This is a genomic window from Streptomyces sp. GLSS-08 (assembly GCF_056387915.1).
The window spans coordinates 534,523-558,834 of the sequence record NZ_JBWJAQ010000001.1 but is presented as its reverse complement, the minus strand read 5'-3'; the positions used below and the strand labels follow the sequence as shown (position 1 = coordinate 558,834).

The following is a 24,312-nucleotide window of genomic DNA, read 5'->3' as shown; positions in this document are numbered from 1 at the left end:
TCGGCGCACCACCGTAGGATGGACGTCATGGCCAAGACCAGTACGACGACCCAGGGGCTGCGAGCGGCGATCGAGCGCAGCGGCTACTACCCGGCTCTCGTGGCCGAGGCGGTGGAAGCCGCCGTCGGCGGTGATGCCGTCAAGTCGTTCCTGGTCCACCAGGAGACGACGTTCGACGCGAACGAGGTCCGCAGGCACGTCACGGTGCTGGTCCTCACCGCCAACCGTTTCGTCGTGAGCCACACCGACGAGCAGGCGGCGGACACCACCTCGCCGACGCCCTACGCCACGACGTCCACGGAGTCCGTCAAGCTCAGCCGGATCTCGTCGGTCGTGCTCAGCCGCGTGGTCGCCAACCCCGAGTCGTACGTCCCGGGCACGCTGCCCCGCGAGGTCGTCCTGACCATCGGCTGGGGCGCGGTCTCCCGCATCGACCTGGAGCCGGCGGCCTGCGGCGACCCCAACTGCGAGGCGGACCACGGCTACACGGGCAGTTCCACGGCGGACGACCTGAGCCTGCGCGTCAGCGAGGCCGGGGACGGCCCCGAGACGGTCCGCCAGGCCCTCGCCTTCGCGCAGTCCCTCTCCGAGGCGACCGCGGACATCGCGAGCTGATGGCTCTGCCCGCCTGGGACCACCCGGAGCCTCTCGCCGTCGCCTCCGCACCCGTCCCCGAGTACGGCACGGGTTCGCTGGCCGATCTGCTGCCCACGCTCGCCGCGGGCATGGGCGTACCGGGTGCGACCGCCGCCATCGCGGAACTGGCCTCGGCCGACCGCAACTGCGTCTTCCTGATCGACGGCCTCGGCTGGGAGCAGCTGAGGGCGCATCCGGACGAGGCCCCCTTCATGACGTCCCTGCTGGCGTCCTCCCGCGGGGGCACGGGCCGCCCGATCACCGCCGGCTACCCGGCGACCACCGCGACCTCCCTCGCCTCGGTCGGCACCGGTCTGCCGCCCGGCGCGCACGGCCTGCCGGGCTACACCGTCCGCAATCCGGAGACGGACGCGCTCATGAACCAGCTGCGCTGGAATCCGTGGACGGAGCCGCGCGTCTGGCAGCCGTACCCGACGGTCTTCCAGCTGGCGGACGCGGCCGGCGTGCACACCGCCCAGGTCTCCTCGCCCGGCTTCCAGAACACGCCGCTGACGAAGGTCGCGCTGAGCGGCGGCACGTTCCACGGCCGGCTCACCGGCGAGGAGCGCATGGACTTCGCGGCCGAGCAACTGGCCGCGGGTGACCGCTCGTTGGTCTACACGTACTACGCCGAGGTGGACGGCAAGGGCCACCGCTTCGGTGTCGACTCCGACCCGTGGCGCGGCCAGCTCATGTACGTCGACCGCCTGGTCCAGCGGCTCGCGGAACAGCTCCCGCCGCGCACCGCCCTGTACGTCACCGCCGACCACGGCATGATCGACATCCCGTTCGACGAGCAGCACCGCATCGACTTCGACGAGGACTGGGAGCTGAGGGCCGGGGTCGCCCTGCTCGGCGGTGAGGGCCGCGCGCGCCACGTCTACGCCGTGCGGGGTGCCGAGGCGGACGTCCTGACCTGCTGGCGCGAGGTGCTCGGAGAGCAGTTCTGGGTGGCGTCGCGCGACGAGGCGATCGCCGCGGGCTGGTTCGGGCCGCGGATCGACGGGCGGGTGTACGGGCGGATCGGTGACGTGGTCGCGGCGGCCCGGGACGACGTCCTGCTCATCGCCTCCGAGCGCGAGCCGAAGGAGTCGGCCATGGTCGGCAACCACGGCTCGATGACCCCCGTCGAGCAGCTGGTCCCGCTCCTCCAAGTACGCTCCTGAGTCGTCCGCACGGATGCGCACGCCCTTGAATCCCCGCCGACCTCCCGCCGAAAGGTGCTCAACCCGCCATGCCCGAGCTGGTGTTCTTCTCCGGAACCATGGACTGCGGGAAGTCGACACTGGCTCTCCAGATCGAGCACAACCGCTCCGCGCGGGGGCTGCAGGGCCTGATCTTCACGCGTGACGACCGTGCGGGGGAGGGCAAGCTCTCCTCCCGCCTCGGCCTGGTCACCGACGCCGTGGAGGTGGCGGCCGGCCAGGACGTGTACGCGTACGTGGTCGACCATCTCTCGCAGGGCGGCCGTGCGGACTACGTGATCGCGGACGAGGCCCAGTTCCTGGCGGAGGACCAGATCGACCAGCTGGCCCGCATCGTGGACGACCTCGACGTCGACGTCTTCGCCTTCGGCATCACCACGGACTTCCGCTCCAAGCTCTTTCCCGGCTCGCAGCGCCTGGTGGAACTGGCCGACCGGGTCGAGGTCCTCCAGGTCGAGGCCCTGTGCTGGTGCGGCGCCCGGGCCACGCACAACGCCCGCACGATAGGGGGCGAGATGGTCGTGGAAGGCGCCCAGGTCGTGGTCGGCGACGTCAACCAGTCGGACGCCGTCGGATACGAGGTGCTGTGCCGTCGCCACCACCGGCGCCGGATGACGGCGGCGACCGCCCGGGCGGGCGCCCTGTCCCCGGACGTCCTGCCCATCGCCTCCGCCTGACGCCGGTCCGCCCCACCGCGCGTCCGGGCGGTTCAGCACGCCGTGTGGAGCACCGAGAACACCGCGCCCTCCAGGTCCGCCACCGTGGCCATGCGGCCGTGCGCCGAGTCGTGCGGCGGCTTCAGGACCCGGCCGCCCAGCTCGACGACGCGGGTGACTGCGTCCTCGGCGTCGGCGACCTCGAAGTACGTCAGCCAGTGCGCACCCCGGTCCCGGGGCAGGGCGCGGCCCACGCCGTGAATGCCGGCCACCGGGTGGCCGCCGAGCAGGAGCGTGACGTGGTCCAGGTCGGCGGAGTCGACCGGTTCCAGCTCGAAGCCGAAGACGCCCTGGTAGAACTTGGCGACGCTCGCCGAGTCGCGGGTCAGCAGTTCGTTCCAGGCCGGCGTGCCGGGCACTCCGCTGATGCCCGTGCCGAGATGGGCCGCCGCCTGCCAGACGCCGAAGACGGCTCCCGTCGGGTCGGACGCGATGGCGAGCCGGCCGGCGTCGGCCGCGTCCAGCGGACCCACCCCGACGGTGCCGCCGGAGTGCCGCACGGTCTCGGCCGTCACGTTCACGTCGTCCGAGGCGAAGTAGGGAGTCCAGGCGACGGGCAGCTGCCGGTCGGGCGGCAGGTGACCGATGCCGGCCACCTCGCGGCCGTCGAGGAGCGCCCTCGCGTACGGGCCGAGCTGCTCGGGGCCCGGCTCGAACTCCCAGCCGAACAGCGCTCCGTAGAACTCCTGGGTCGCGGCCGTCCCGTGCACCATCAGGCTCACCCAACAGGGTGTGCCGGGTGTGCGCCGGGCGTGCGTGGTGCCGTTCAGGCCGGCCGACCCCCGTGCCTCGGTCATCGTCACTCTCTTCTCGGCCCTCGTGGGGACCGGTCGACTTCCGCCAGTGCGTGCGCGTACATCCGCCCCGGGCACGCACGCCCCGCGCCGATGTCGGCACCGCCGGTCGCTCCGGCCGCGCCGCCGGGCGCCGTACTACCGCAAGAGAATGCCCGTTATGCGGGCACTCATCCGTTTCCGCGACATTGTCGACCGGTGACCATCAGCTGTACAGCACGTGCCCGATCGCACACTCCTCGTGATCGGGGCTGTCCGGCGGAGCAGAGTAGCCGGACCTGGACGACGCGGCCACCCCGTGCGCGAGGATGGTGGCCATGAACGCCATCATCTCCGCCTCCGAACTCGCCGACGCTCCGGCAGGGCCGAACCGGCCGGTCCTTCTCGACGTCCGCTATCAGCTGGGCAGTCCGAACCTGCGGCCCGAGTACGAGAAAGCGCATCTGCCGGGGGCCGTTTTCGTCGATCTGGACTCCGAGCTCGCAGGTCCGCCCGGTGCCGGAGGCCGGCATCCGCTGCCGGACCTTGAGGTGTTCGGAGCCGCGATGCGGGCCGCCGGGGTCCGGGCAGGCCGGGACGTCGTGGTGTACGACGGCGGCCTCGGCTGGGCCGCCGCACGTGCCTGGTGGCTGTTGCGCTGGACGGGGCATCAGGCGGTGCGTGTGCTTGACGGCGGCCTGGCCGTCTGGCGCGGGCCGTTGACGTCCGAGGTGCCGGACCCGGACCCCGGGGACTTCGTGCCCGCGCCGGGAGCGCTGCCGCTGCTGGACGCGGACGGCGCCGCCGCGCTGGCCCGCACCGGGCTGCTCCTCGACGCGCGGGCCGGCGAGCGTTATCGCGGCGAGGTCGAGCCGATCGACCGGGTCGCCGGTCACATCCCGGGAGCGGTCTCGGCGCCGACCACGGAAAATCTGGCCGAAAGCGGATGCTTCCTGCCCGCCGAGGAGCTCGCCGAGCGCTTCAAGTCCCTCGGTGCGACGGGCGGGACGGAGGTCGGCGTGTACTGCGGTTCCGGGGTCTCGGCCGCCCAGCAGGTTCTCGCGCTCGCGGTCGCGGGCATCCCGGCGGCGCTCTACGTGGGTTCCTGGTCGGAGTGGTCCCGGGACGCGGGCCGCCCGGTCGCCGTGGGCCCCGACCCCCAGTAGCGGGGCGCCCGTTGGCCCGCGGCCGCACCCGGACACGGACACGGGGAAAGGGGGCTCGCGCCCGGCCGGGCGCGAGCCCCCTTTCCCCGTACGACGTGCCTCTCGTGCGCCGGTACTCGTGCCGGTACCTGACGTACGAGCGGCTACTCCTGCTTCTTCCTGCGAGTGCCGAAGACGATCTCGTCCCAGCTCGGCACCGCCGCGCGGCGGCCCGGCCGGACTCCGTCGGCCTCGGCCTGACGGTCGGTGGACCCGACGAGACGGTCGCGGTGGCTGCCGACCGACCGCGGCATGAGGACGTCCGCGTAGGCCGAACCGGCACCGGCCGAGGCCGCGGGAGCCGGCGGCTCCTCCGCCTCGGGTTCGGACTCCGGCGGTTCCTCCGCTGCGGGAAACTCCGTGCCGACGGGACGCTCGGGCACGACCATGTCGCCGCGGAAGCTGGGCACCGCCTCCAGCAGGCTGGTGAGCGAATCGCGCTCGCTCGCGGCTTCCTCGGCCGGTTCGGGCGACGCCGCGGGCAGGCTGGGCCGCTCCATCTGCCGGTCCAGGGCACGGTCCAGCGGGCGGTCCCGCGGCAGCCGGGCGATCCGCGGCACGAACGGGAAGCTGGGCTCGGGCGCCGCGAGGTCCTCGGACTCGCCGATCAGCGAGCGCGCCTCCTCGTCGACGGCCTGGACGAGCCGCCGGGGCGGGTCGTACGTCCAGCTCGCCGAGTGCGGCTCACCCGCGACCAAGTAGACGAGCAGCACTTCCCAGGTGCCGTCGTCGCGCCGCCACGAGTCCCACTGGACGCTGTCCTTCTCGGCCCCGCGGATCAGCAGCCGCTCCTGCACGGCCTCGCCGAGCTGGGGACCGGCGTTCTCACCGGGACGGCGGACCGGAGTCTTGCGGGCCCGCTCGGCCATGAAGGCACGTTCGGCCAGCACGGGACCCTCGAAGCGGCGCACGCGGTCGACGGGGATGCCGGCGAACTGCGCGACCTCCTCGGCGGAGGCTCCGGCGCGTATACGGGCCTGAATGTCTCGGGGGCGGAGATGGCTCTCCACCTCGATCTCGATCTGGCCGAGGCGGGGACGGTCGCCGCGCACGGCGGCGCGGAGACGTTCGTCGATCGGAAGCGTGTACTCCGTGCTGTCCGCAGCCTTCAGCACCAGCCGTGTGCCGTCATTGGAGACGGCCACGACACGCAGTTCGGGCATGGGGACCTCCCGGGTGGTGCCTGCCGACGTCACGTGCGTCGCTGCTTCCGCTAGTCGAGTGTGGCCTGCCCGGGTGCAGCCTGCCACAACCTTGCCGAGTTGCCCGGCGTGTCGGGCACGGGCCCGTGATCGCCGTTATGGCACGGTTACCTGTTCGCAACGCTGAGTGACGAACCTCATCACCCTGTGCAACGATCCCCCTTCGGCGGTCCTGCAAGGCCCCGGACACCCTGGCGGGAGTCCGGACTCCAGGGCTCGCAACAGTACTCCATTCGGGCCACCTGCGTGGATCGGCGCGCCGCGCGACTTCGCGTGGCGGCCCTGAGTCAACTGCCCGATGTGCGCCCTTCGCACCCTCGATCGTGACGCACTTCACGAAACAACCAGAAACGGAACTATTGGTTTCGCCCATACGTCCCTTTCTCGTGCAGTCAGTCGGCCAAGTACGGGAAAGGCAGGCAAGGTTCGGGAATGGGCGAAACGTCGGATGCCTCACAGGAGCCGAAGAGGAAGCGGGTGGACCTGAGTGTCCCGCAGGTGGCGGGCAGCGCGGTCGCCGCGGTGGTGGCGGCCAGACTCGCCTCGTACTTCGGGGTGTACGGGACGATCCTCGGCGCCGGGGTGGTGAGCGCGATCGCGACGTGCGGGGGCACGGTCTTCCAGCACTTCTTCAGCCGCACCGGCGAGCAGATACGCGAGGTGAAGGTCCAGGGGCGGCCGAAGCCGGCGACGGGGTCCCGGCCGAGAGGGCCGGAGCCCGCGGAACCGGCCGCTCCCGCGCACGAGTTCGGTGCGGGAACCGTCTATCGTGCGCGGGTCACGGGCTGGAAGCGGCCGCTGGTCGCCGCCGCGCTCGTCTTCGGCGTCACCATGGCGGGCATCACCACGTACGAACTGGTGTCCGGTGACAGCTTCAGCGGGAGCGGCAGCACCACGGTCGGCGACGCCGTGTCCGGCCACCACGGGAAGCCCTCGCCGGACCGCACTCCGTCGCCGGTCCCCTCGCAGTCGCCGTCCCCAACCGGCAGCGGCACACCGGACGACGGCGTCCCCTCACCGAGCGGTGACGGTGACACCGGGTGGAGTCCCACGCCGACACCAGCTCCCACGGAGAGCCCGGACCCCGGGGACGGCGCCACCGATGACGGCTCCGGCGCCGGCACCTCGGCCCCGGCCCCCTCGTCCGGCACGACTACGGCCCCAGCACCCGGCGCAAGTAGTCGTTCCCGAACCGCCGTTCCGGGTCCAGACGGTCCCTCAGCGCGGTGAACTCGCCGAAGCGGGGGTAGACCCGGGCGAAGTAATCGGCGTCACGGGTGTGCACCTTGCCCCAGTGCGGCCGCCCGTCGTGCGCCGTGAAAATCCGTTCGGCCGCCGTGAAGTACGCCTGATAGGGCGTCCCCTTGAACATGTGGACGGCGATGTACGCGCTCTCCCGGCCGGACGCCGTGGAGAGCGTGATGTCGTCGGCGGGGGCGGTGCGGACCTCGACCGGGAAGCTCACCCGCAGTGGCGAGCGGTCGACCATCGTCTTCAGCTCCCGCAGCGTCTCCACGAGGGCCTCGCGCGGGACGGCGTACTCCATCTCCATGAAGCGCACCCGCCGGGGAGAGGTGAAGACCTTGTACGGGATGTCGGTGTACGTCCGGGCGGACAGGGCGCGGCTGGAGACCTTCGCGATGGCCGGGATGGTGGCGGGCACGGCGCGGCCGAGCAGATTGGCCGCCTGGAAGACGCCGTTGGAGAGGAACTCGTCCTCGATCCAGCCGCCGACCCGGCCGAGCGGCTTCTCGGGGCCCGCGCTGCGGTTGTTGCGCTTGGTGTTGCAGTTGCCGGTGTGCGGGAACCAGTAGAACTCGAAGTGCTCGTTCTCCGCGACGAGGGCGTCGAAGTCCGTGGTCACCCGGTCGAAGCTCATCGGCTCCTCACGGGCGGTGAGCAGGAAGACGGGCTCCACGGCGAACGTGATCGCGGTGACGATGCCGAGCGCGCCGACCCCGATGCGGGCGGCGGCGAAGACCTCGGGGTTCTCCTTCTCGGAGCAGGTGAGGACCGAGCCGTCCGCCAGGACCAGTTCGAGGGCCTTGATCTGGGCGGCGATCGAGGCCGAGTCGCGGCCGGTGCCATGGGTGCCGGTGCCGGTCGCGCCCGAGACCGTCTGCTCCATGATGTCGCCCATGTTCGTGAGCGACAGTCCCTCGCGGGCGAGCGCCACGTTCAGACGCTTGAGCGGGGTGCCCGCCTCGACGGTGACGGTGCCGGCCGCACGGTCGATCCCGCGGATGCCCGTCAACAGGTGCGGGCGGACCAGCACCCCGTCGGTCGCGGCGGCCGCCGTGAACGAGTGGCCGCTACCGACGGCCTTGACCCGCAGCCCGTCCTCGGCGGCTTTGCGCACGGCCGCGGACAGTTCCCCCACGGACGCCGGAGCGACCTCCCGGACCGGGCGGGCCGTGACGTTCCCGGCCCAGTTACGCCACGTTCCGCTCTTCCCGCTCGCTGTGCTGCTCATGGGTCCCTCCCCGCTGCGGAACCGGCCTGTTCAGCCGGCGATACCCGAGAAGACCCACCACGACCGCGACGGCCCCGGACACCGCCGGAACCCCGTACCCGGCCTTCGCGCCGGCGGCGTCGATCACCCAGCCGGACACGGAGGAGCCGAGCGCGACCCCGACCGCGAGCCCGGTGCTCACCCAGGTCATGCCCTCGGTCAGTTTCGCGCGTGGAACGTGCTGCTCGATGAGGGACATCGTCGTGATCATCGTCGGTGCGATGGACAGGCCCGCCAGGAACAGCGCCACGGCCAGAAACAGCAGGTTCCCGACCAGTAGGAGGGGGATCATACTCACGGCCATCGCACAGATGCCCAGCAGCCACCGGCGCTCGGGCGGCCCCGAGAACCGCAGCAGCCCGAAGACGGCCCCCGCCACACAGGAGCCGGCGGCGTACAGCGCGAGGACGACGCTCGCGGCACCCTTGTGGCCCCGCTCCTCCGCGAAGGCCACGGTGACCACGTCGACCGCGCCGAAGATGGCCCCCGTCGCCACGAAGGTGGCCACCAGGACCTGGAGTCCGGCCGAGCGCAGCGCCGAGCCGCGGGAGTGGTGCTCGCGCGGATGGGGCACCGGCTCGGTGGCGCGCTGGGCCGTCAGCCAGAAGACGCCGACGGCCAGGAAGCACGCGGCGAGCAGCGGACCGGCCTCGGGGAACCAGACCGTCGAGAGACCGATGGAGATGATCGGCCCGAAGATGAAGCAGATCTCGTCGACCACGGACTCGAAGGAGTACGCGGTGTGCAGGTGCGGGGTGTCCCGGTAGACGGCCGCCCAGCGCGCCCGGATCATCGCGCCGACGCTCGGGACGCAGCCGATGCCCGCCGAGCACAGGAACAGCACCCAGTCGGGCCACTCGTAGTGCGCCGCGCACAGCAGCCCGGCGGCCGCGGCCAGGGCGAACAGTGTCACCGGGCGCAGCACCCGGCGCTGCCCGTGGCGGTCCACCAGACGCGAGACCTGGGGTCCCATCACGGCGGCGGCCAGGGCCATGGTGGCCGACAGGGCGCCCGCGAGGCCGTACCTGCCGGTGAGCTGGGAGATCATCGTGACCACGCCGATGCCCATCATGGACAGCGGCATCCTGCCGAGGAAGCCCGCGGCGGAGAAGCCCTTGGAGCCTGGGGCGGCGAACAGGGCGACGTAGGGGCTGGGCACGGGGACTCCGGGGGTCCAGGTAAGGCGTGAAGATGGCTGATACAGCTTACGGGGCCGGGCGGCCCTCACGCATGCGGGTTCCGCGGGCCGGGATCCCGGTCGTCGGTGGCGGGTGGCAGGATCGAGACATGCCAGACGCGCTCGATGCCACCCCCTACGACGCCCTGCTCCTGCTCTCGTTCGGTGGCCCGGAGGGCCCGGACGACGTGGTCCCGTTCCTGGAGAACGTGACGCGCGGCCGGGGCATCCCCAAGGAACGGCTCAAGGAGGTGGGGCAGCACTACTTCCTGTTCGGCGGGGTCAGTCCGATCAACGAGCAGAACCGCGCCCTGCTTCAGGCGCTCCGGGAGGACTTCGCCGAGCACGGCCTCGACCTGCCGGTGTACTGGGGCAACCGCAACTGGGCGCCCTACCTGACGGACACCCTGCGCGAGATGGTCACCGACGGCCGCCGGCGCGTCCTCGTCCTCGCCACCAGCGCGTACGCCTCGTACTCGGGCTGCCGGCAGTACCGCGAGAACCTGGCGGACGCCCTGGCCGCCCTCGATGCCGAGGGGCTCGAACCGCCGCGGATCGACAAGCTGCGGCACTACTTCAACCACCCCGGCTTCGTGCGCCCCATGGTCGACGGCGTCCTGAGGTCCCTCGCCGAGCTGCCCGAGGACGTGCGCGGCGGCGCGCACCTCGCCTTCACCACCCACTCCATCCCGGACGCGGCCGCCGACACCTCGGGGCCTGTCGAGGGACACGGCGACGGCGGTGCCTACGTCCGCCAGCACCTGGACGTCGCGCGGCTGATCGCCGACACCGTGCGCGAGGAGACCGGCATCGAGCACCCCTGGCGGCTGGTCTACCAGTCGCGCTCCGGAGCCCCGCACATCCCATGGCTGGAGCCGGACATCTGCGACCACCTGGAGGAGCTGCACGGCGCCGGGGTCCCGGCCGTCGTGATGGCCCCCATCGGGTTCGTCTCGGACCACATGGAGGTCCTCTACGACCTCGACACGGAGGCCACGGCCAAGGCCGGGGAGCTGGGTCTGCCGGTGCGCCGCTCGGCCACCGTGGGCGCCGACCCCCGCTTCGCCGCGGCCGTCCGCGACCTCGTCCTGGAGCGCGCCGTCGCCGAGAAGGGCCGGCAGGCGGCTCCCTGCGCCCTGGGCGCACTGGGCGCGAGCCACGACCTGTGCCCGGTCGGCTGCTGCCCCGCCCGCGCCCCCCGCCCCGCCGCCGCGGGCGCCGACAGCCCCTACGCGTGAGGAACACCGTGACCGACACCGCACACGACCGCCTCAGGGCCGAGCTGCTGGAGCTCGCGCTGGAAGCCGCCCACCGGGCGGGCGACTTCCTGTGCCACGGCCGCCCCGACGACCTCGGGGTGGCGGCGACCAAGTCCAGCGCCGTCGACGTCGTCACCGAGATGGACATCGCCTCCGAGAAGCTGATCACCGCCCTGCTCGCCGAGCGCAGGCCGGACGACGGCGTGCTGGGGGAGGAGGGCGCGAGCGTCGAGGGCACCAGTGGCGTCCAGTGGGTGATCGACCCGATCGACGGCACAGTGAACTACCTGTACGGCCTGCCCAGTTGGGCCGTCTCCATCGCGGCCCGCAAGGACGGCGAGACCCTCGTCGGCGTGGTCCACGCGCCCGTGCGGGGCGAGACCTGCCGCGCGGTGCTCGGCCGGGGCGCGTTCGTGAACGACCGGCCCGCGCGCGTGCGGCCCGCGCCGTCCTTCGGCCTGGCCCTGGTCGGCACCGGCTTCGGCTACCTCGCCGAGCGCCGGGCCAGGCAGGCGGAGGTCCTGCGGGAGCTGGTCCCCGAGGTGCGGGACATCCGCCGCGGCGGCTCGGCCGCGATCGACCTGTGCGACGTGGCGACGGGCCGCCTCGACGCGTACTACGAGCGCGGGCTGAACCCTTGGGACTACGCGGCGGGCGACCTGATCGCCCGCGAGGCGGGCGCGCTGACCGGTGGCCGCCCCGGGGAGCCCCTCTCGACCGAGCTGACCGTCGCGGCCCCGCCCGGCCTCTTCGAGACCCTCCAGACCCGCCTCGAGGACCTCGGCGCCTGGCACGACTAGCCGAGGAGCACCGCCCCTCTCGCGACAGGCGCGGGAAGCGCGGGAGGCGCGGGAGGCATAGGGCCGCGTACGGCACGAAGCGGGGCCCCGGCACTGGATCGATGCCGGGGCCCCGCTCCTCGTGCGATCCGGTCAGACGTGCGCGACGCCGACCTGCACGCCGTGCTCGGCCGCCAGGCGGCGCAGGTCGTCCAGCTCTCCCTGCTCGACCTCCGCGAGGAAGTCGTCGCCTGTCTCGCGAGCCCGCGTCAGGTCGGACTCGGTCGCCTTTATGCGCTGCAGAAGCCCTGCGGTGAATGCGTCCATGCTGCGCCCCCTCGTCCTGGGTCGTGGGTCGGTGGCACGGGGGTGTGCCATTCGGAAGGGGCGATCACGTCTCCATACGGGTGCCCAGCGCTACCCAGCCGGGCGGCGACGGTGCCGGACACCCACGCCCGCTCTGCGGAAGCGGTTGGACAACCACGAGATGGCGTGCCACAAGCAGAGCGTGATCGCGGGGTGTAAATCCGTCCTCCCCGCCCTCTCTTCCGCGGAAACCTCAACCGCGGGAGAAAAATCCGGCGTTCCCGGGCCCCCACCCGCCTTACAGCCGACTTATGGCCGAAAAGGGCAGGATGGATGCCCCAGCCCCCGATCTCGGCTGTGCCCGGGCGGGGGACCCCCGTCAGACCCTGCCCCCGGGCGCCTGTACGGCGCTGCGCGGGCGGACAGAGGAAGGACAAGCGACGTGCGCGTACTCGTCGTCGAGGACGAGCAGCTGCTCGCCGATGCGGTGGCCACCGGACTGCGCCGGGAGGCCATGGCCGTCGACGTCGTGTACGACGGCGCGGCCGCCCTGGAGCGCATCGGCGTCAACGACTACGACGTGGTGGTCCTGGACCGCGACCTCCCGCTCGTGCACGGCGACGACGTCTGCCGCAAGATCGTCGAACTCGGCATGCCCACGCGCGTGCTGATGCTCACCGCGTCCGGCGACGTCAGCGACCGGGTCGAGGGCCTGGAGATCGGCGCCGACGACTACCTCCCCAAGCCCTTCGCCTTCAGCGAGCTCACCGCCCGCGTGCGGGCCCTCGGGCGGCGTACGAGCATGCCGCTGCCGCCCGTCCTCGAGCGCGCCGGCATCAAGCTGGACCCCAACCGCCGTGAGGTCTTCCGCGACGGCAAGGAGGTCCAGCTCGCGCCCAAGGAGTTCGCCGTCCTCGAGGTGCTGCTGCGCAGCGAGGGCGCCGTCGTCTCCGCCGAGCAGCTCCTGGAGAAGGCCTGGGACGAGAACACGGACCCGTTCACCAATGTCGTCCGGGTGACCGTGATGACGCTGCGGCGCAAGCTCGGCGAGCCTGCGGTGATCGTCACCGTCCCCGGCTCGGGCTACCGGATCTGATCCTCGTGACCGCACCCGCGCCGCCGACGGCGCCCCCCAAGCCGACCTGGGACCCCAGGAAGCCGCAGGCACCGTTCCCGTGGCTGCGGCCCACCATCCGCATACGGCTCACGCTGCTGTACGGCGGGATGTTCCTGATCGCCGGCATCCTGCTGCTGTCGATCATCTACCTCCTCGCGGCCCAGGCGCTGCACGAGGGCAGCGGCATGGACTTCAAGGTGTCCGGCACCAACCTCCAGCTCGCCAGCGGCAACTGTCCGCAGCTGAGCGGTGCCGGCAGCATCGACGAGCTGAACGCGATGCTCAAGGAGTGCACCGCCGTCCGACGCCAGCACGCGCTCGACGGACTGCTCAGCCGCTCGCTGCTCGCCCTGCTCGGTCTCGCCGTGATCGCCTTCGCCTTCGGCTACGCCATGGCCGGGCGGGTCCTGTCGCCGCTCGGCCGGATCACCCGCACCGCACGCGCGGTGGCGGGCTCGGACCTGTCCCGGCGCATCGAGCTGGACGGTCCGGACGACGAGCTGAAGGAGCTGGCCGACACCTTCGACGACATGCTGGAGCGGCTGCAGCGGGCCTTCACGGCCCAGCAGCGGTTCGTCGGCAACGCCTCGCACGAGCTGCGCACCCCTCTCGCGATCAACCGCACGCTCCTGGAGGTGCACCTGTCCGATCCGGGCGCGCCCGTGGAGCTGCAGCAGCTGGGCAAGACCCTGCTCGCCACCAACGAGCGCAGCGAGCTGCTGGTGGAGGGCCTGCTGCTGCTCGCCCGCAGTGACAATCAGATCGTGGAGCGCAAGCCGGTGAACCTCGCGGAGGTCGCCTCACAGGCCACCGACCAGGTGCGGGGTGAGGCCGAGGCGAAGGGCGTGGAGATCCGCGGTGAGCGCGCCCCGGCGGTCGTCCAGGGAAACGGCGTGCTGCTGGAGCGGATCGCCCTGAACCTCATCCAGAACGCCGTGCGGTACAACGTGCCCGAGGGCGGCTGGGTGGAGGTCACCACCGAGGTGCAGCACGGCCGGGCGGTCCTGGTCGTGACGAACACGGGGCCCGTGGTCCCCGCGTACGAGGTCGACAACCTCTTCGAGCCCTTCCGGCGGCTGCGCATGGAGCGCACCGGCAGCGACAAGGGCGTCGGCCTCGGCCTGTCCATCGCTCGGTCCGTGGCCCGCGCGCACGGCGGGCACATCTACGCCGAGCCCCGGGAGGGAGGTGGGCTCGTGATGCGGGTCACCCTGCCGATCTGAGACCATGTCGCCGACACACGACGTTGTTCGCTTTGCGCGGAAATCCCGGGCCGGACGTCCGGGAGCCCCGTGTGTGATCGATCACAAGAACGATTTTCTGGCCGTATACTCTCCGTGATCACGCAGGCCGTCGGAAAGCCGGGAAAATCCGGGTTTTCGGAGGTCGTGATCACGGGAAGTACACGGTGAGACCGCTTTGAAGTGCGCCATTCGGACCGTGTACGGTCCCCATCGCCATCCAAGCCGATCACTCCTGAGGAGTCCGGTTGGGTGTCGATTGAGTAACAGACCTTGATGTGAGGCAAAATCTCCGCCTCGGGTCGGGCACAAGTCCGGCCTCTCACGCGTTACGTGCGCTGGAGACACCGCAGACACCCAGAGGGGGAGAGCGACATGGCAACGGATTACGACACCCCACGCAAGACCGACGACGACGTCGACTCGGACAGTCTTGAAGAACTGAAGGCCAGGAGGAACGACAAGTCGACGTCCGCCGTGGACGTCGACGAGTTCGAGGCCGCCGAAGGCCTGGAGCTGCCCGGCGCGGACCTCTCGAACGAAGAGCTGGCCGTCCGGGTTCTGCCCAAGCAGCAGGACGAGTTCACCTGCATGAGCTGCTTCCTGGTGCACCACCGCAGTCAGCTGGCCCGCGAGAAGAACGGCCAGCCGATCTGCCGCGACTGCGACTGAGGCAGGGTCGGCCGTGACTGGCTCGACCCCACCTTGGAAGCGCCGCTTCCGCAGGACGGAAGCGGACGACGGGCCGTCCAGCGGCTCTGAGAGCGTGCGTGACGACGAGCGGGGCTCATCCGAAGCAGGATCAGCCTCGCTCGAACCGGCGCCCGCCCCAGGCGGACTGCCGACCCCCGTGGAGACCCCTGCGCCCGCCGCCAGGCGACGCGCCGCGGTCGTCCGGGACGGAGTGAGGGAAGGCGTCCGCAAGGGCGGCAGCCGGGCCAGGGCGGGCCTGGCGTTCCTCGCCGACCGCATCATCGACATCGCCCCGAGGATCCCCGTGCGGGACCTCGCGACCCTGCGCAGACAGTTCCCGGGCCTCGGGCCCGAGCAGCTCGCCGACAAACTCGTCGCGGGCGCCGCCGCCGCGACCTCCACCGTCGGGGCCGGCATCGGCGCGGCCGCCATGATGCCCGTACCCCCCGCGATGCCCACCGAACTGGCCGCCGAGATCACCGGCGTCGCCGCCATCGAGCTGAAGATGATCGCCGAACTGCACGAGGTCTACGGCCTGCGCCCGCCGGGGAACCTGAAGCAGCGCAGCACCGCGTACCTGAGCTCGTGGTCCGGGGAGCGCGGCATCGACGTGACCAAGCCGCTGACCGTCCAGACCGCACTGGGCGGCCAGATGAAGCGCGAGCTGCGCCAGCAGATCATGAAGCGCATGGTCCGCGACCTGCCGAACCTGCTGCCCTTCATGGTGGGAGCCGCGGTCGGAGCGGTCATGAACCGCCGGGACACCAAGCGCGTCGCGGAGCGCATCCGAAAGGACCTGCGCAAGGCCCAGGTGCCGTGGGACGCCCTGCCGGAACTTCCACCGCTGGAACAGCCGGCGGAACCCCTGCTCCCGGGCGAGTTCCCCGAGGAGCCGGGCCACTGAGGCCCCCGCGGACACACGAGGGCACTATCGGACGGGCGGCCGGGGCCGCGGGACCTACCGGGCCGTCGCCCGGGCCGCCTCCAGCGCCGCCGCGAGCCGTTCCGGCTCCCGCGTCGACAGGTACAGGTACGGCGTCGGGTCCTGCGGATCGGTCACGACCACCCGCAGCGCCCGCGGGATGTACGCCCGCAGGAGCATGAAGGCGCGGGTGTCCGCCTTGTGGGTGCGCCAGGCCCGGGTCTCCTCCGGGTCCAGCACCTCGGCCTCGCCGAGCGCCGCGACCGGGATTTTCGCCTCGCCCGCGATGAGGGAGTCGCCCACCACCCGGATGCGGACCGAGCCGTACGAGCTCGCCACGACCGCCGAGACCGCGGTGCCGCCCACCAGCCCGCCGAGCAGCGGCAGGGTGCCGAACGGCAGCAGGATCAGCGCCATCGCGACGCCGACCATCAGGCAGATCAGCCACCAGCTGCGGGGCGCGGTGAGGCGTTCTTCGTAGGGCGAGGCGGAAGGCTGCATGAAACCAAGCTTGGCACGGTGTCGGCCGTGGCCCGACGCGCGGGTAAGGTCTGCGCCTGTGAGTGGTACTTCCGCAGCTCTGAGGCCCCCCGCCGACGCCGTCGCACCGGTGCGGCACCCCGACGCGCCCGCCCCCGGCGAGCTCCTCGGCGCGCACTACGGACACTGTTTCGGATGCGGTGAGAAGCAGGCCCACGGGCTGCACCTCGAAGCCCGCGCGGGGGAGGGGGTGCGGATCACGGCGGAGTTCACCGTGCGCCCGGCCCACCAGGGCGCCCCGGGCCTCGCCCACGGCGGGGTACTGGCCACCGCGCTCGACGAGACGCTCGGCTCGCTGAACTGGCTGCTGCGCACCATCGCGGTCACCGGCCGGCTGGAGACCGACTTCGTACGGCCCGTGCCCGTGGACACCGTCCTTCACCTTGAGGCCGAGGTCGTCGCCGTCGCGGGCCGCAAGATCTACTCGACCGCCACCGGACGGATCGGCGGCCCCGAGGGGCCGGTCGCCGTCCGCGCGGACGCCCTCTTCATCGAGGTGAAGGTCGACCACTTCATCGACCACGGCAGGCCCGAGGAGATCCGGGCGGCCATGGACGACCCCGACCAGATCCGGCGCACCCGCGCCTTCGAGGTGAACCCGTGAACCGTGCACCCCGTCCAGAACTGGACGTGCTCATCCGGCGCGTCGACCCGGACGTACCGCTGCCCGCTTACGCGCAGCCCGGTGACGCGGGAGCGGATCTGCGGACCACCGAGAGCCGTGAACTGAAGCCCGGCGAACGAGCCGTTCTGCCCACCGGTGTGTCTGTCGCGCTCCCGGAGGGGTACGCGGCCTTCGTGCACCCGCGTTCCGGCCTCGCCGCCCGCTGCGGTGTCGCCCTCGTGAATGCCCCGGGGACGGTGGATGCCGGGTACCGTGGGGAGATCAAGGTGATCGTGGTGAATCTCGACCCGTACGAGTCCGTGCGGTTCGAGCGCTTCGACCGGATTGCCCAACTGGTCGTCCAGCAGGTCGAGAAGGTCCGCTTCCGGGAGGTCGCGGAGCTTCCCGACTCGGAGCGGGCCGCAGGGGGCTTCGGGTCCACCGGCGGTCATGCCGCCGTGGGCGGCGGGGCGGGTGGGAATCGATACGCTTCGGTCGTATCCGACCGGGAAGGACAGTGACGTGTTCGGACGTCGCAAGAAGGGCAGTGCCGCCGAGGACGCGGCGGGCGAGGCCGAGCAGGTCGTCGACGCTGTCGACACTGAGGCGGACGAGGCGGAGCGGGAGCGCGTGAGGCTGGAGCCGGAACCGCGTCCCGACGGCCCCTGGGACGACTCCGAGGTGCGGGACCCGGCCGAGGGCCGGGTGGACCTCGGCGGTCTCTTCGTACCCGGGGTCGACGGCATGGAGCTGCGCGTCGAGGTCGCGGGCGACGCGATCGTCGCGGCCACCGTCGTCCTCAAGGACAGCGCCATCCAGCTGCAGGCCTTCGCCGCTCCCAAGCGGGAGGGCATCTGGGGCGAGGTCCGCGAGGAGATCGCCTCGGGCATCACGCAGCAGGGCGGTGTCATCGACGAGGTCGAGGGGCCGCTGGGCTGGGAGCTGCGGGCTCAGGTGCCGGTGCAGCTGCCCGACGGCACGGGCGGTTTCCAGGTCGTCCGGTTCGTCGGTGTCGACGGCCCCCGCTGGTTCCTGCGCGGAGTGATCTCCGGGCAGGGCGCGGTGCAGCCGCAGGCCGCGGGTCTGCTCGAGCAGATCTTCCGGGACACGGTGGTCGTCCGCGGTGAGGGCCCGATGGCCCCGCGCGACCCCATCGTCCTGAAGCTGCCGAACGACGCGCAGATGGTCCCCGAGGGCGTTCAGCAGGAGGACCAGGCCGGTTCCCGCTTCTCCGGCGGCATGGGCCAGCTTCAGCGCGGACCGGAGACCACCGAAGTGCGCTGACCGCGCCGCGCACGCGTCCGGATCGGGCCGTATCCCTGACGGGATGCGGCCCTTTCTCGTGTCCGGCTCCTTGTTCTCGTGTCCGGCGTTCTCATGTCCGGCCTCTTGACGGGCAGTTGGTCCATACCTAGGGTCCCGGCCATCGACCGCGTTCAAAGACGCGCTCGTCGTTCGCAAACGGGAACGGATGGTCCCACATGCCCGACACCCCCACCCCGCACCGACGCAGACGGCGTCCCGCCCTGCTCACCACCGTCGCCGCCCTGACCACCGCCCTGGTCGGCGGCTTCCTCGCCTGGCCGGCCGCGCAGACCGCCGAGGCCGCCCCGGCGGCCTTCGCGCACCCCGGAGTCACCGTCTCCCGCGGCCAGCTGGACTTCGCCCGCACCCAGGTCAACGCGGGCGCCCAGCCCTGGAAGAGCGCCTACGACCAGATGCTGGCGAGCAAGTACGCCTCGCTGACCCGCACCGCCAAGCCCCGCGCGACGGTCGAGTGCGGCTCGTACTCCAACCCCGACTACGGCTGCACCGACGAGCGCGAGGACGCAATCGCCGCGTACACGGACGCCCTCGCCTGGTACATCACCCGCGACGAGCGGTACGCGAAGAAGTCCATCGAGCTGATGGACGCCTGGTCGGCCACGATCAAGGGCCACACCAACAGCAACGCGCCCCTGCAGACCGGCTGGGCGGGCTCCTCGTGGCCCAGGGCCGCCGAGATCATCAAGTACACGTACACCGGGACGTGGGCGAACTCCGGGCGCTTCGCGACGATGCTGCGCGACGTCTACCTGCCCAAGGTCATCAACGGCTCCAACTCCAACGGCAACTGGGAACTGTCGATGACGGAGGCCGCGGTCGGCATCTCCGTCTTCCTGGAGGACAGGACGTCCTACGACAAGGCCATGGCGAAGTTCCGCACGCGCACGGCCGCGTACATCTACCTGGCCTCCGACGGCTCCCTGCCGAAGACGGTGCCGAGCCAGAACCTCGACACCACGGCGAAGATCGTCAACTACTGGCAGGGCCAGTCCACCTTCGTCACCGGCCTCACCCAGGAGACCTGCCGCGACTTCACGCACACCGGGTACGGCATCTCCGCCATCGCGCACATCGCCGAGACCAGCCGCATCCAGGGCACCGATCTCTACTCCACCGACGTCGGCGAACGGCTGCGGCAGGCCCTCGGCCTCCAGTCCAGGTACCAGCTGGGCGAAGTGGCACCGAGCTGGCTGTGCGGCGGCTCCCTCACCCTCGGGCTCGGACCGGTCACCGAGGTCGGGTACAACGCCCTGCACAACCGGCTCGGCATCGCGATGACCAACACCCAGCGGCTGACCGAGCGGAACCGCCCGGCCGGCAGCAACAACCTCTTCGTGGCATGGGAGACGCTCACCCACGGGAACAACCCGAACTGACCCTGCCCGGCCGGGCGTGCGGTGACCGCCGTACGCCCGGCCGTCAGGGTTGCGTCAAAGTCGTCCCGCACGGCGCCCCACCACCCCTCTTGCCGGATTCCGCGGCCGTAAGGTCGACGGGGCGGACATCGCCGGCACGGGAAGACAATGGGGCCATGGGACGCGGCAAGCTTCGGATCCACCTCGGTGCGGCACCGGGCGTCGGCAAGACGTACGCGATGCTCGCCGAGGCGCACCGCAGGGCCGAGCGGGGCACCGACTGCGTCGTCGCCTTCGTGGAGCACCACGACCGGCCGCGCACGGAGGTCATGCTCCACGGCCTCGAACAGGTCCCGCGCAGACAGCTCGACCACCGCGGCTCCCGGTTCACCGAGATGGACGTGGACGCGGTCCTGGAGCGCGCCCCCGCCGTCGCACTGGTGGACGAGCTGGCCCACACGAACGTCCCCGGCTCGCGCAACGTCAAGCGCTGGCAGGACGTCGAGGAACTGCTGGCCGCCGGCATCGACGTCCTCTCCACCGTCAACATCCAGCACCTGGAGTCCCTCGGCGACGTCGTCGAGTCGATCACCGGGGTGCGGCAGCGAGAGACCGTCCCGGACGAGGTCGTGCGCCGGGCCGACCAGATCGAGCTGGTCGACATGGACCCGCAGGCGCTGCGCCGCCGGATGGCCCACGGCAACGTGTACAGACCCGAGAAGATCGACGCCGCCCTCTCGCACCACTTCCGCCCGGGCAACCTGACCGCGCTGCGCGAGCTGGCGCTGCTGTGGGTCGCGGACCGGGTCGACGCCCGCCTGACCGAGTACCGCAGCGAGCACCGGGTCTCGGCGATCTGGGGCTCGCGCGAGCGGATCGTGGTCGGGCTGACCGGCGGACCCGAGGGGCGGACACTGATCCGCCGGGCGGCCCGCCTCGCGGAGAAGGGCGCGGGCGGCGAGGTGCTGGCCGTCTACATCGCCCGCAGCGACGGACTGACCTCCGCCTCCCCGAAGGAGCTGGCCGTCCAGCGCACCCTCGTGGAGGACCTGGGCGGCACCTTCCACCACGTCGTCGGCGACGACGTGCCGGCCGCGCTGCTCGCCTTCGCCCGCGGCGCCAACGCCACCCAGATCGTGCTCGGCTCCTCGCGCCGCAAAGCCTGGCAGTACGTCTTCGGACCCGGCGTCGGAGCCACGGTCGCCCGGGAGTCGGGCCCCGACCTCGACGTGCACATCGTCACCCACGAGGAGGCCGCCACGGGACGCGGCCTTCCGGTCGCCCGGGGCGCCCGGCTCGGCCGCTCCCGGATCGCCGGGGGATGGCTGACGGGTCTGGCGGGACCGGCCCTGCTGGCGCTGGCGCTCACCCACACCGCCACCGGTCTCGGCATCGCCAACGACATGCTGCTGTTCCTGTCGCTGACGGTGACCGCGGCCCTGCTCGGCGGACTGCTGCCGGCACTGGCCTCCGCCGCCGTCGGCTCCCTCCTGCTGAACTACTACTTCGCCCCGCCCCTGCACCGCTTCACCGTCTCGGACCCCAGGAACATCCTCGCCATCGCGGTCTTCTTCGGCGTCGCCGTCGCGGTGGCCTCGGTGGTCGACCTCGCGGCCCGGCGGACCCATCAGGCGGCCCGGCTGCGTGCCGAGTCGGAGATACTCTCCTTCCTCGCCGGCAGTGTGCTCCGCGGCGAGACCAGCCTCGAGGCACTCCTGGAGCGGGTCAGGGAGACCTTCGGCATGCGGTCGGCGGCACTGCTGGAGCGTACGAGCGACGTCGACCCGTGGACCTGCGCAGGCAGTGCCGGGACCCGCCCCCCGGAGCGGCCCGAGGACGCGGACGTGGACGTGCCGGTCAGCGGCCACCTGGCGCTCGCCCTGTCGGGACGGGTCCTGCCGGCGGAGGACCGGCGGGTGCTCGCAGCCTTCGCCGCGCAGGCCGTCGTGGTCCTGGACCGCCGTCGCCTGCGGTCCGAGGCCGACCGGGCCCGCGCGCTCGCCGAGGGCAACCGCATCCGCACCGCCCTGCTCGCCGCCGTCAGCCACGACCTGCGCACCCCGCTGGCCGGGATCAAGGCGTCCGTCTCGTCCCTGCGCTCCGACGAGGTGGAATGGTCCGAGCAGGACCGGGCGGAGCTGCTGGAGGGCATCGAGGACGGCGCCGACCGCCTCGACCACCTGGTGGGCAACCTGCTGGACATGTCCCGCCTCCAGACCGGCACCGTCACCCCGCTGATCCGCGACCTCGACCTCGACGAGGTGGTGCCGATGGCGCTCGTCGGCGTGCCCGAGGACAGCGTGCGGCTGGACATCCCTGAGACGCTGCCGATGGTCGCCGTCGACGCGGGACTGCTGGAGCGCTCGGTCGCCAACCTCGTGGAGAACGCCGTCAAGTACAGCCCGCCCGGCGAACCGGTGCTGGTCCTCGCCAGCACCCTCGCGGACCGGGTCGAACTCCGCGTCGTGGACCGCGGCCCTGGCGTCCCGGACGAGGCCAAGGAACGGATCTTCGCGCCCTTCCAGCGCCACGGCGACGCCCCGCGCGGCGCCGGGGTGGGACTCGGCCTCGCGGTCGCCCGCGGCTTCGCCGAGGCCGTCGGCGGCACCCTCGACGCCGAGGACACCCCCGGCGGCGGACTCACCATGGTGCTCACGCTCCGGGCCGTGGACCACCGGTCCGGTGAGGCCACCGAGACAGCAGAAAGGAAGGCCCCATGCGGCGCCTGACCGGGACGGACGCCCGCACCCCCACGAGGGTGCTCGTGGTCGACGACGAACCGCAGATCACCCGTGCTCTCGTGATCAACCTCAGGGCACGCAAGTACGAGGTCGACGCAGCCCCCGACGGTGCCACCGCACTGGAACTCGCAACCGCCCGGCCCCCGGACGTCGTCGTGCTCGACCTCGGGCTGCCCGACATGGACGGCGTCGACGTGATCAGGGGCCTGCGCGGCTGGACCCGCGTGCCGATCCTGGTGCTCTCCGCCCGCCACTCCTCGGACGAGAAGGTCGAGGCCCTCGACGCCGGCGCGGACGACTACGTCACCAAGCCCTTCGGCATGGACGAACTCCTCGCCCGGTTGCGCGCGGCCGTCCGCCGGGCGGAGCCGGCCGGGCCCGGCGAGAGCGACGTGATCGTGGAGACGGACGCCTTCACCGTCGACCTCGCGGCCAAGAAGGTGCGCCGCGCCGGCCGCGACGTACGCCTGACCCCCACCGAGTGGCACCTGCTGGAGGTCCTGGTGCGTCACCCCGGCCACCTGGTCGGGCAGAAGCACCTGCTCCAGGAGGTGTGGGGGCCGTCCTACGGCACCGAGACGAACTACCTGCGGGTCTACATGGCCCAGCTGCGGCGGAAGCTGGAACCGGACCCCGCGCACCCGCGGCACTTCGTCACCGAACCGGGCATGGGCTACCGGTTCGAACGCTGACCCGTGCGGGTACGTGGCTCCCGGCGCCCCCCGGTACGCTTTCGGTATGAGTGCTGTTCCCCGTTCCGACAAGCCGGTGGGCCGGTTCCGGCGCATGCTCGACCGGCTCTCCTCCTCCCAGGAGGACCTGGAGTCCGAGGAGCTGCGGGAGGACACCGACACCACCGGCTGTACGCGCATCGGCGACTGCCAGGACCGGCAGATCGTCACGGTTACTGGTACCTTGCGCACGGTCACCCTGCGGCCGCGGGCGGGCGTCCCGGCCCTGGAGGCCGAGCTGTTCGACGGCTCGGCCGCGCTGGACGTGGTGTGGCTCGGCCGGCGCTCCATCGTGGGCATAGAGCCGGGACGCAAACTCATCGCTTCGGGCCGGATCTCCCTGAGCCGGGGCCGTAGGGTGCTGTTCAACCCGAAGTACGAACTCAGACCGCTCGGACGGGAGTAGCCGGTGACGTCGCTCGACAAGCCGACCGAAGACGCCCAGCAGGATTCCAGGGCGGTGACCGAGGCCGCGCTCTTCGAGGCGTTCGGCGGCGTGCGGGGCATGGTCGAGACGGTCCTGCCCGGCCTGCTCTTCGTCAGCATCTTCACGCTCACCAAGGACCTGCACTGGTCGGCGATCGCCGCCCTCGCGGTGTCCCTGCTGCTCGTCCTGGTCCGCCTGGTCACGAAGGACACGGTCAAGCACGCCTTCAGCGGCGTCTTCGGCGTCGCGTTCGGCGTGGTCTTCGCGATGATGACGGGCAACGCCAAGGACTTCTACCTGCCGGGCATGCTCTACACGCTCGGCCTGGCGCTGGCGTACATCATCACGACCCTGTGCGGCGTCCCGCTGATCGGACTGATCCTCGGCCCGGTCTTCAAGGAGAACCTCTCCTGGCGCAAGCGCAACCCCGGCCGCAAGAAGGCGTACGCGAAGGCCAGCTGGGCGTGGGGTCTGATCCTGCTCGCCAAGTGCGCCGTGCTCTTCCCGCTGTACTGGTGGGCCGACACCACCCAGCTCGGCTGGGTCCTGGTCGCCCTGAAGATCCCGCCCTTCCTCCTCGCCGTCTGGCTCACCTGGGTCTTCCTGGCCAAGGCACCCGCGCCGATCGACGTGTTCGCGGAGCTGGAGGCGGAGGAGCAGGCGGAGCGCGCCAGGGCCGCCGCCCGCTCTGCCGAGTAGGACTCCCGGCCCGCCGGGTAGGACTCCCGCACTGCCGGGTGGGACCGCCCGGCGAGAACGGGCCCGGTCACCGCAACGGCCTGCGGCCTCGTCCTCCGACGCCGGACGGACTGAAAGACGAAACGGACCGCAGGACGAAGGGGGGC

The 24,312-nt window shown here is 71.8% G+C and carries 26 protein-coding genes; 18 read left to right on the top strand and 8 right to left on the bottom strand.

All coding sequences use genetic code 11. The annotated features are described in order from the left end of the window. Positions 1–27 precede the first annotated feature (27 nt). The 3 genes from AC0ZLC_RS02245 to AC0ZLC_RS02235 all read left to right on the top strand — a co-directional run bounded on the left by AC0ZLC_RS02245 (position 28) and on the right by AC0ZLC_RS02235 (position 2,518). Entirely contained in the window at positions 28–615 is a 588-nt protein-coding gene (locus AC0ZLC_RS02245) for a DUF5998 family protein (RefSeq protein ID WP_358851493.1), read from the top strand. Beyond that, positions 615–1,802, top strand: coding sequence for an alkaline phosphatase family protein (locus tag AC0ZLC_RS02240; RefSeq protein ID WP_476750117.1), 1,188 nt, complete (start codon positions 615–617; stop codon positions 1,800–1,802). The genes AC0ZLC_RS02245 and AC0ZLC_RS02240 overlap by 1 nt, the downstream gene beginning before the upstream one ends. 68 nt (positions 1,803–1,870) lie before the next feature. Continuing rightward, positions 1,871–2,518, top strand: a complete 648-nt coding sequence (locus AC0ZLC_RS02235; protein WP_476750116.1) for a thymidine kinase — start codon at positions 1,871–1,873, stop codon at positions 2,516–2,518. Between the two features lie 32 nt (positions 2,519–2,550). On the opposite strand, the gene AC0ZLC_RS02230 is transcribed toward AC0ZLC_RS02235, so the two are convergent. Then, entirely contained in the window at positions 2,551–3,354 is an 804-nt protein-coding gene (locus AC0ZLC_RS02230; RefSeq protein ID WP_476750115.1) for a VOC family protein, read from the bottom strand. A 314-nt stretch (positions 3,355–3,668) separates the two neighbouring features. Here AC0ZLC_RS02230 and AC0ZLC_RS02225 point away from each other — a divergent pair, with 314 nt between their 5' ends. Then, entirely contained in the window at positions 3,669–4,496 is an 828-nt protein-coding gene (locus AC0ZLC_RS02225) for a sulfurtransferase (protein ID WP_476750114.1), read from the top strand. A gap of 143 nt (positions 4,497–4,639) precedes the next feature. Here AC0ZLC_RS02225 and sepH read toward each other — a convergent pair whose 3' ends face one another. The 5 genes from sepH to AC0ZLC_RS02200 all read right to left on the bottom strand — a co-directional run bounded on the left by sepH (position 4,640) and on the right by AC0ZLC_RS02200 (position 9,408). Then, complete coding sequence (gene sepH, locus AC0ZLC_RS02220) at positions 4,640–5,698, bottom strand: septation protein SepH (RefSeq protein ID WP_476750113.1); 1,059 nt, start codon at positions 5,696–5,698, stop codon at positions 4,640–4,642. 431 nt (positions 5,699–6,129) lie between these two features. Then, complete coding sequence (locus tag AC0ZLC_RS02215) at positions 6,130–6,378, bottom strand: hypothetical protein (protein ID WP_476750112.1); 249 nt, start codon at positions 6,376–6,378, stop codon at positions 6,130–6,132. A gap of 123 nt (positions 6,379–6,501) precedes the next feature. Further along, positions 6,502–6,789 carry a hypothetical protein gene (locus AC0ZLC_RS02210; RefSeq protein WP_476750111.1) on the bottom strand — a complete coding sequence of 96 codons (288 nt, stop codon included), beginning with the start codon at positions 6,787–6,789 and terminating at the stop codon, positions 6,502–6,504. 101 nt (positions 6,790–6,890) lie between these two features. Beyond that, positions 6,891–8,210 (bottom strand): D-arabinono-1,4-lactone oxidase, encoded by a 1,320-nt coding sequence (locus AC0ZLC_RS02205; RefSeq protein ID WP_476750110.1) that lies wholly within the window; start codon positions 8,208–8,210, stop codon positions 6,891–6,893. Continuing rightward, a complete protein-coding gene (locus tag AC0ZLC_RS02200) occupies positions 8,170–9,408 on the bottom strand; it encodes an MFS transporter (RefSeq protein WP_476750109.1) in 1,239 nt (412 codons plus the stop codon). The genes AC0ZLC_RS02205 and AC0ZLC_RS02200 overlap by 41 nt, the downstream gene beginning before the upstream one ends. 128 nt (positions 9,409–9,536) lie before the next feature. Between AC0ZLC_RS02200 and AC0ZLC_RS02195 the strand changes: the two genes are divergently transcribed. After that, on the top strand, positions 9,537–10,664 hold the full coding sequence (locus AC0ZLC_RS02195; protein ID WP_476750108.1) for a ferrochelatase: 1,128 nt from the start codon (positions 9,537–9,539) through the stop codon (positions 10,662–10,664). Positions 10,665–10,672: 8 nt separating this feature from the next. Further along, positions 10,673–11,485: an inositol monophosphatase family protein gene (locus tag AC0ZLC_RS02190; protein WP_476750107.1), complete on the top strand. Its 813-nt coding sequence runs from the start codon at positions 10,673–10,675 to the stop codon at positions 11,483–11,485. Between the two features lie 132 nt (positions 11,486–11,617). Here AC0ZLC_RS02190 and AC0ZLC_RS02185 read toward each other — a convergent pair whose 3' ends face one another. Next, positions 11,618–11,791 (bottom strand): hypothetical protein, encoded by a 174-nt coding sequence (locus AC0ZLC_RS02185; RefSeq protein WP_476750106.1) that lies wholly within the window; start codon positions 11,789–11,791, stop codon positions 11,618–11,620. A 421-nt stretch (positions 11,792–12,212) separates the two neighbouring features. Between AC0ZLC_RS02185 and AC0ZLC_RS02180 the strand changes: the two genes are divergently transcribed. From AC0ZLC_RS02180 to AC0ZLC_RS02165, 4 genes are all read left to right on the top strand, one after another. Further along, a complete protein-coding gene (locus tag AC0ZLC_RS02180; protein ID WP_358853048.1) occupies positions 12,213–12,866 on the top strand; it encodes a response regulator transcription factor in 654 nt (217 codons plus the stop codon). Further along, entirely contained in the window at positions 12,866–14,110 is a 1,245-nt protein-coding gene (locus AC0ZLC_RS02175) for a sensor histidine kinase (protein ID WP_476750224.1), read from the top strand. Before AC0ZLC_RS02180 ends, AC0ZLC_RS02175 begins: the two co-directional genes overlap by 1 nt. A 393-nt stretch (positions 14,111–14,503) precedes the next feature. After that, on the top strand, positions 14,504–14,800 hold the full coding sequence (locus AC0ZLC_RS02170) for a DUF4193 domain-containing protein (RefSeq protein ID WP_005481602.1): 297 nt from the start codon (positions 14,504–14,506) through the stop codon (positions 14,798–14,800). 13 nt (positions 14,801–14,813) lie between these two features. Next, on the top strand, positions 14,814–15,725 hold the full coding sequence (locus AC0ZLC_RS02165; RefSeq protein WP_476750105.1) for a hypothetical protein: 912 nt from the start codon (positions 14,814–14,816) through the stop codon (positions 15,723–15,725). 54 nt (positions 15,726–15,779) lie between these two features. Here AC0ZLC_RS02165 and AC0ZLC_RS02160 read toward each other — a convergent pair whose 3' ends face one another. Further along, entirely contained in the window at positions 15,780–16,244 is a 465-nt protein-coding gene (locus tag AC0ZLC_RS02160; RefSeq protein WP_476750104.1) for a DUF3093 domain-containing protein, read from the bottom strand. Between the two features lie 58 nt (positions 16,245–16,302). On the opposite strand from AC0ZLC_RS02160, the gene AC0ZLC_RS02155 reads away from it, so the two are divergent. The 8 genes from AC0ZLC_RS02155 (at position 16,303) to AC0ZLC_RS02120 (ending at position 24,166) form a co-directional block, all read left to right on the top strand. Then, positions 16,303–16,887, top strand: coding sequence for a PaaI family thioesterase (locus tag AC0ZLC_RS02155; protein WP_476750103.1), 585 nt, complete (start codon positions 16,303–16,305; stop codon positions 16,885–16,887). Next, entirely contained in the window at positions 16,884–17,408 is a 525-nt protein-coding gene (dut, locus tag AC0ZLC_RS02150) for a dUTP diphosphatase (RefSeq protein ID WP_476750102.1), read from the top strand. The genes AC0ZLC_RS02155 and dut overlap by 4 nt, the downstream gene beginning before the upstream one ends. Position 17,409: 1 nt before the next feature. Next, on the top strand, positions 17,410–18,171 hold the full coding sequence (locus tag AC0ZLC_RS02145) for a DUF3710 domain-containing protein (RefSeq protein ID WP_476750101.1): 762 nt from the start codon (positions 17,410–17,412) through the stop codon (positions 18,169–18,171). Positions 18,172–18,368: 197 nt separating this feature from the next. After that, a complete protein-coding gene (locus tag AC0ZLC_RS02140; RefSeq protein WP_476750100.1) occupies positions 18,369–19,589 on the top strand; it encodes an alginate lyase family protein in 1,221 nt (406 codons plus the stop codon). A gap of 155 nt (positions 19,590–19,744) precedes the next feature. After that, positions 19,745–22,297: a DUF4118 domain-containing protein gene (locus AC0ZLC_RS02135; RefSeq protein ID WP_476750099.1), complete on the top strand. Its 2,553-nt coding sequence runs from the start codon at positions 19,745–19,747 to the stop codon at positions 22,295–22,297. Next, positions 22,285–23,001, top strand: coding sequence for a response regulator (locus AC0ZLC_RS02130; RefSeq protein WP_476750098.1), 717 nt, complete (start codon positions 22,285–22,287; stop codon positions 22,999–23,001). The genes AC0ZLC_RS02135 and AC0ZLC_RS02130 overlap by 13 nt, the downstream gene beginning before the upstream one ends. Positions 23,002–23,047: 46 nt before the next feature. After that, the gene (locus tag AC0ZLC_RS02125; RefSeq protein ID WP_358853056.1) at positions 23,048–23,446 is read left to right on the top strand and encodes an OB-fold nucleic acid binding domain-containing protein; all 399 of its coding nucleotides are present in this window, start codon (positions 23,048–23,050) and stop codon (positions 23,444–23,446) included. Positions 23,447–23,449: 3 nt separating this feature from the next. Then, positions 23,450–24,166: a DUF3159 domain-containing protein gene (locus AC0ZLC_RS02120; protein WP_476750097.1), complete on the top strand. Its 717-nt coding sequence runs from the start codon at positions 23,450–23,452 to the stop codon at positions 24,164–24,166. The last annotated feature ends 146 nt before the right edge of the window (positions 24,167–24,312 follow it).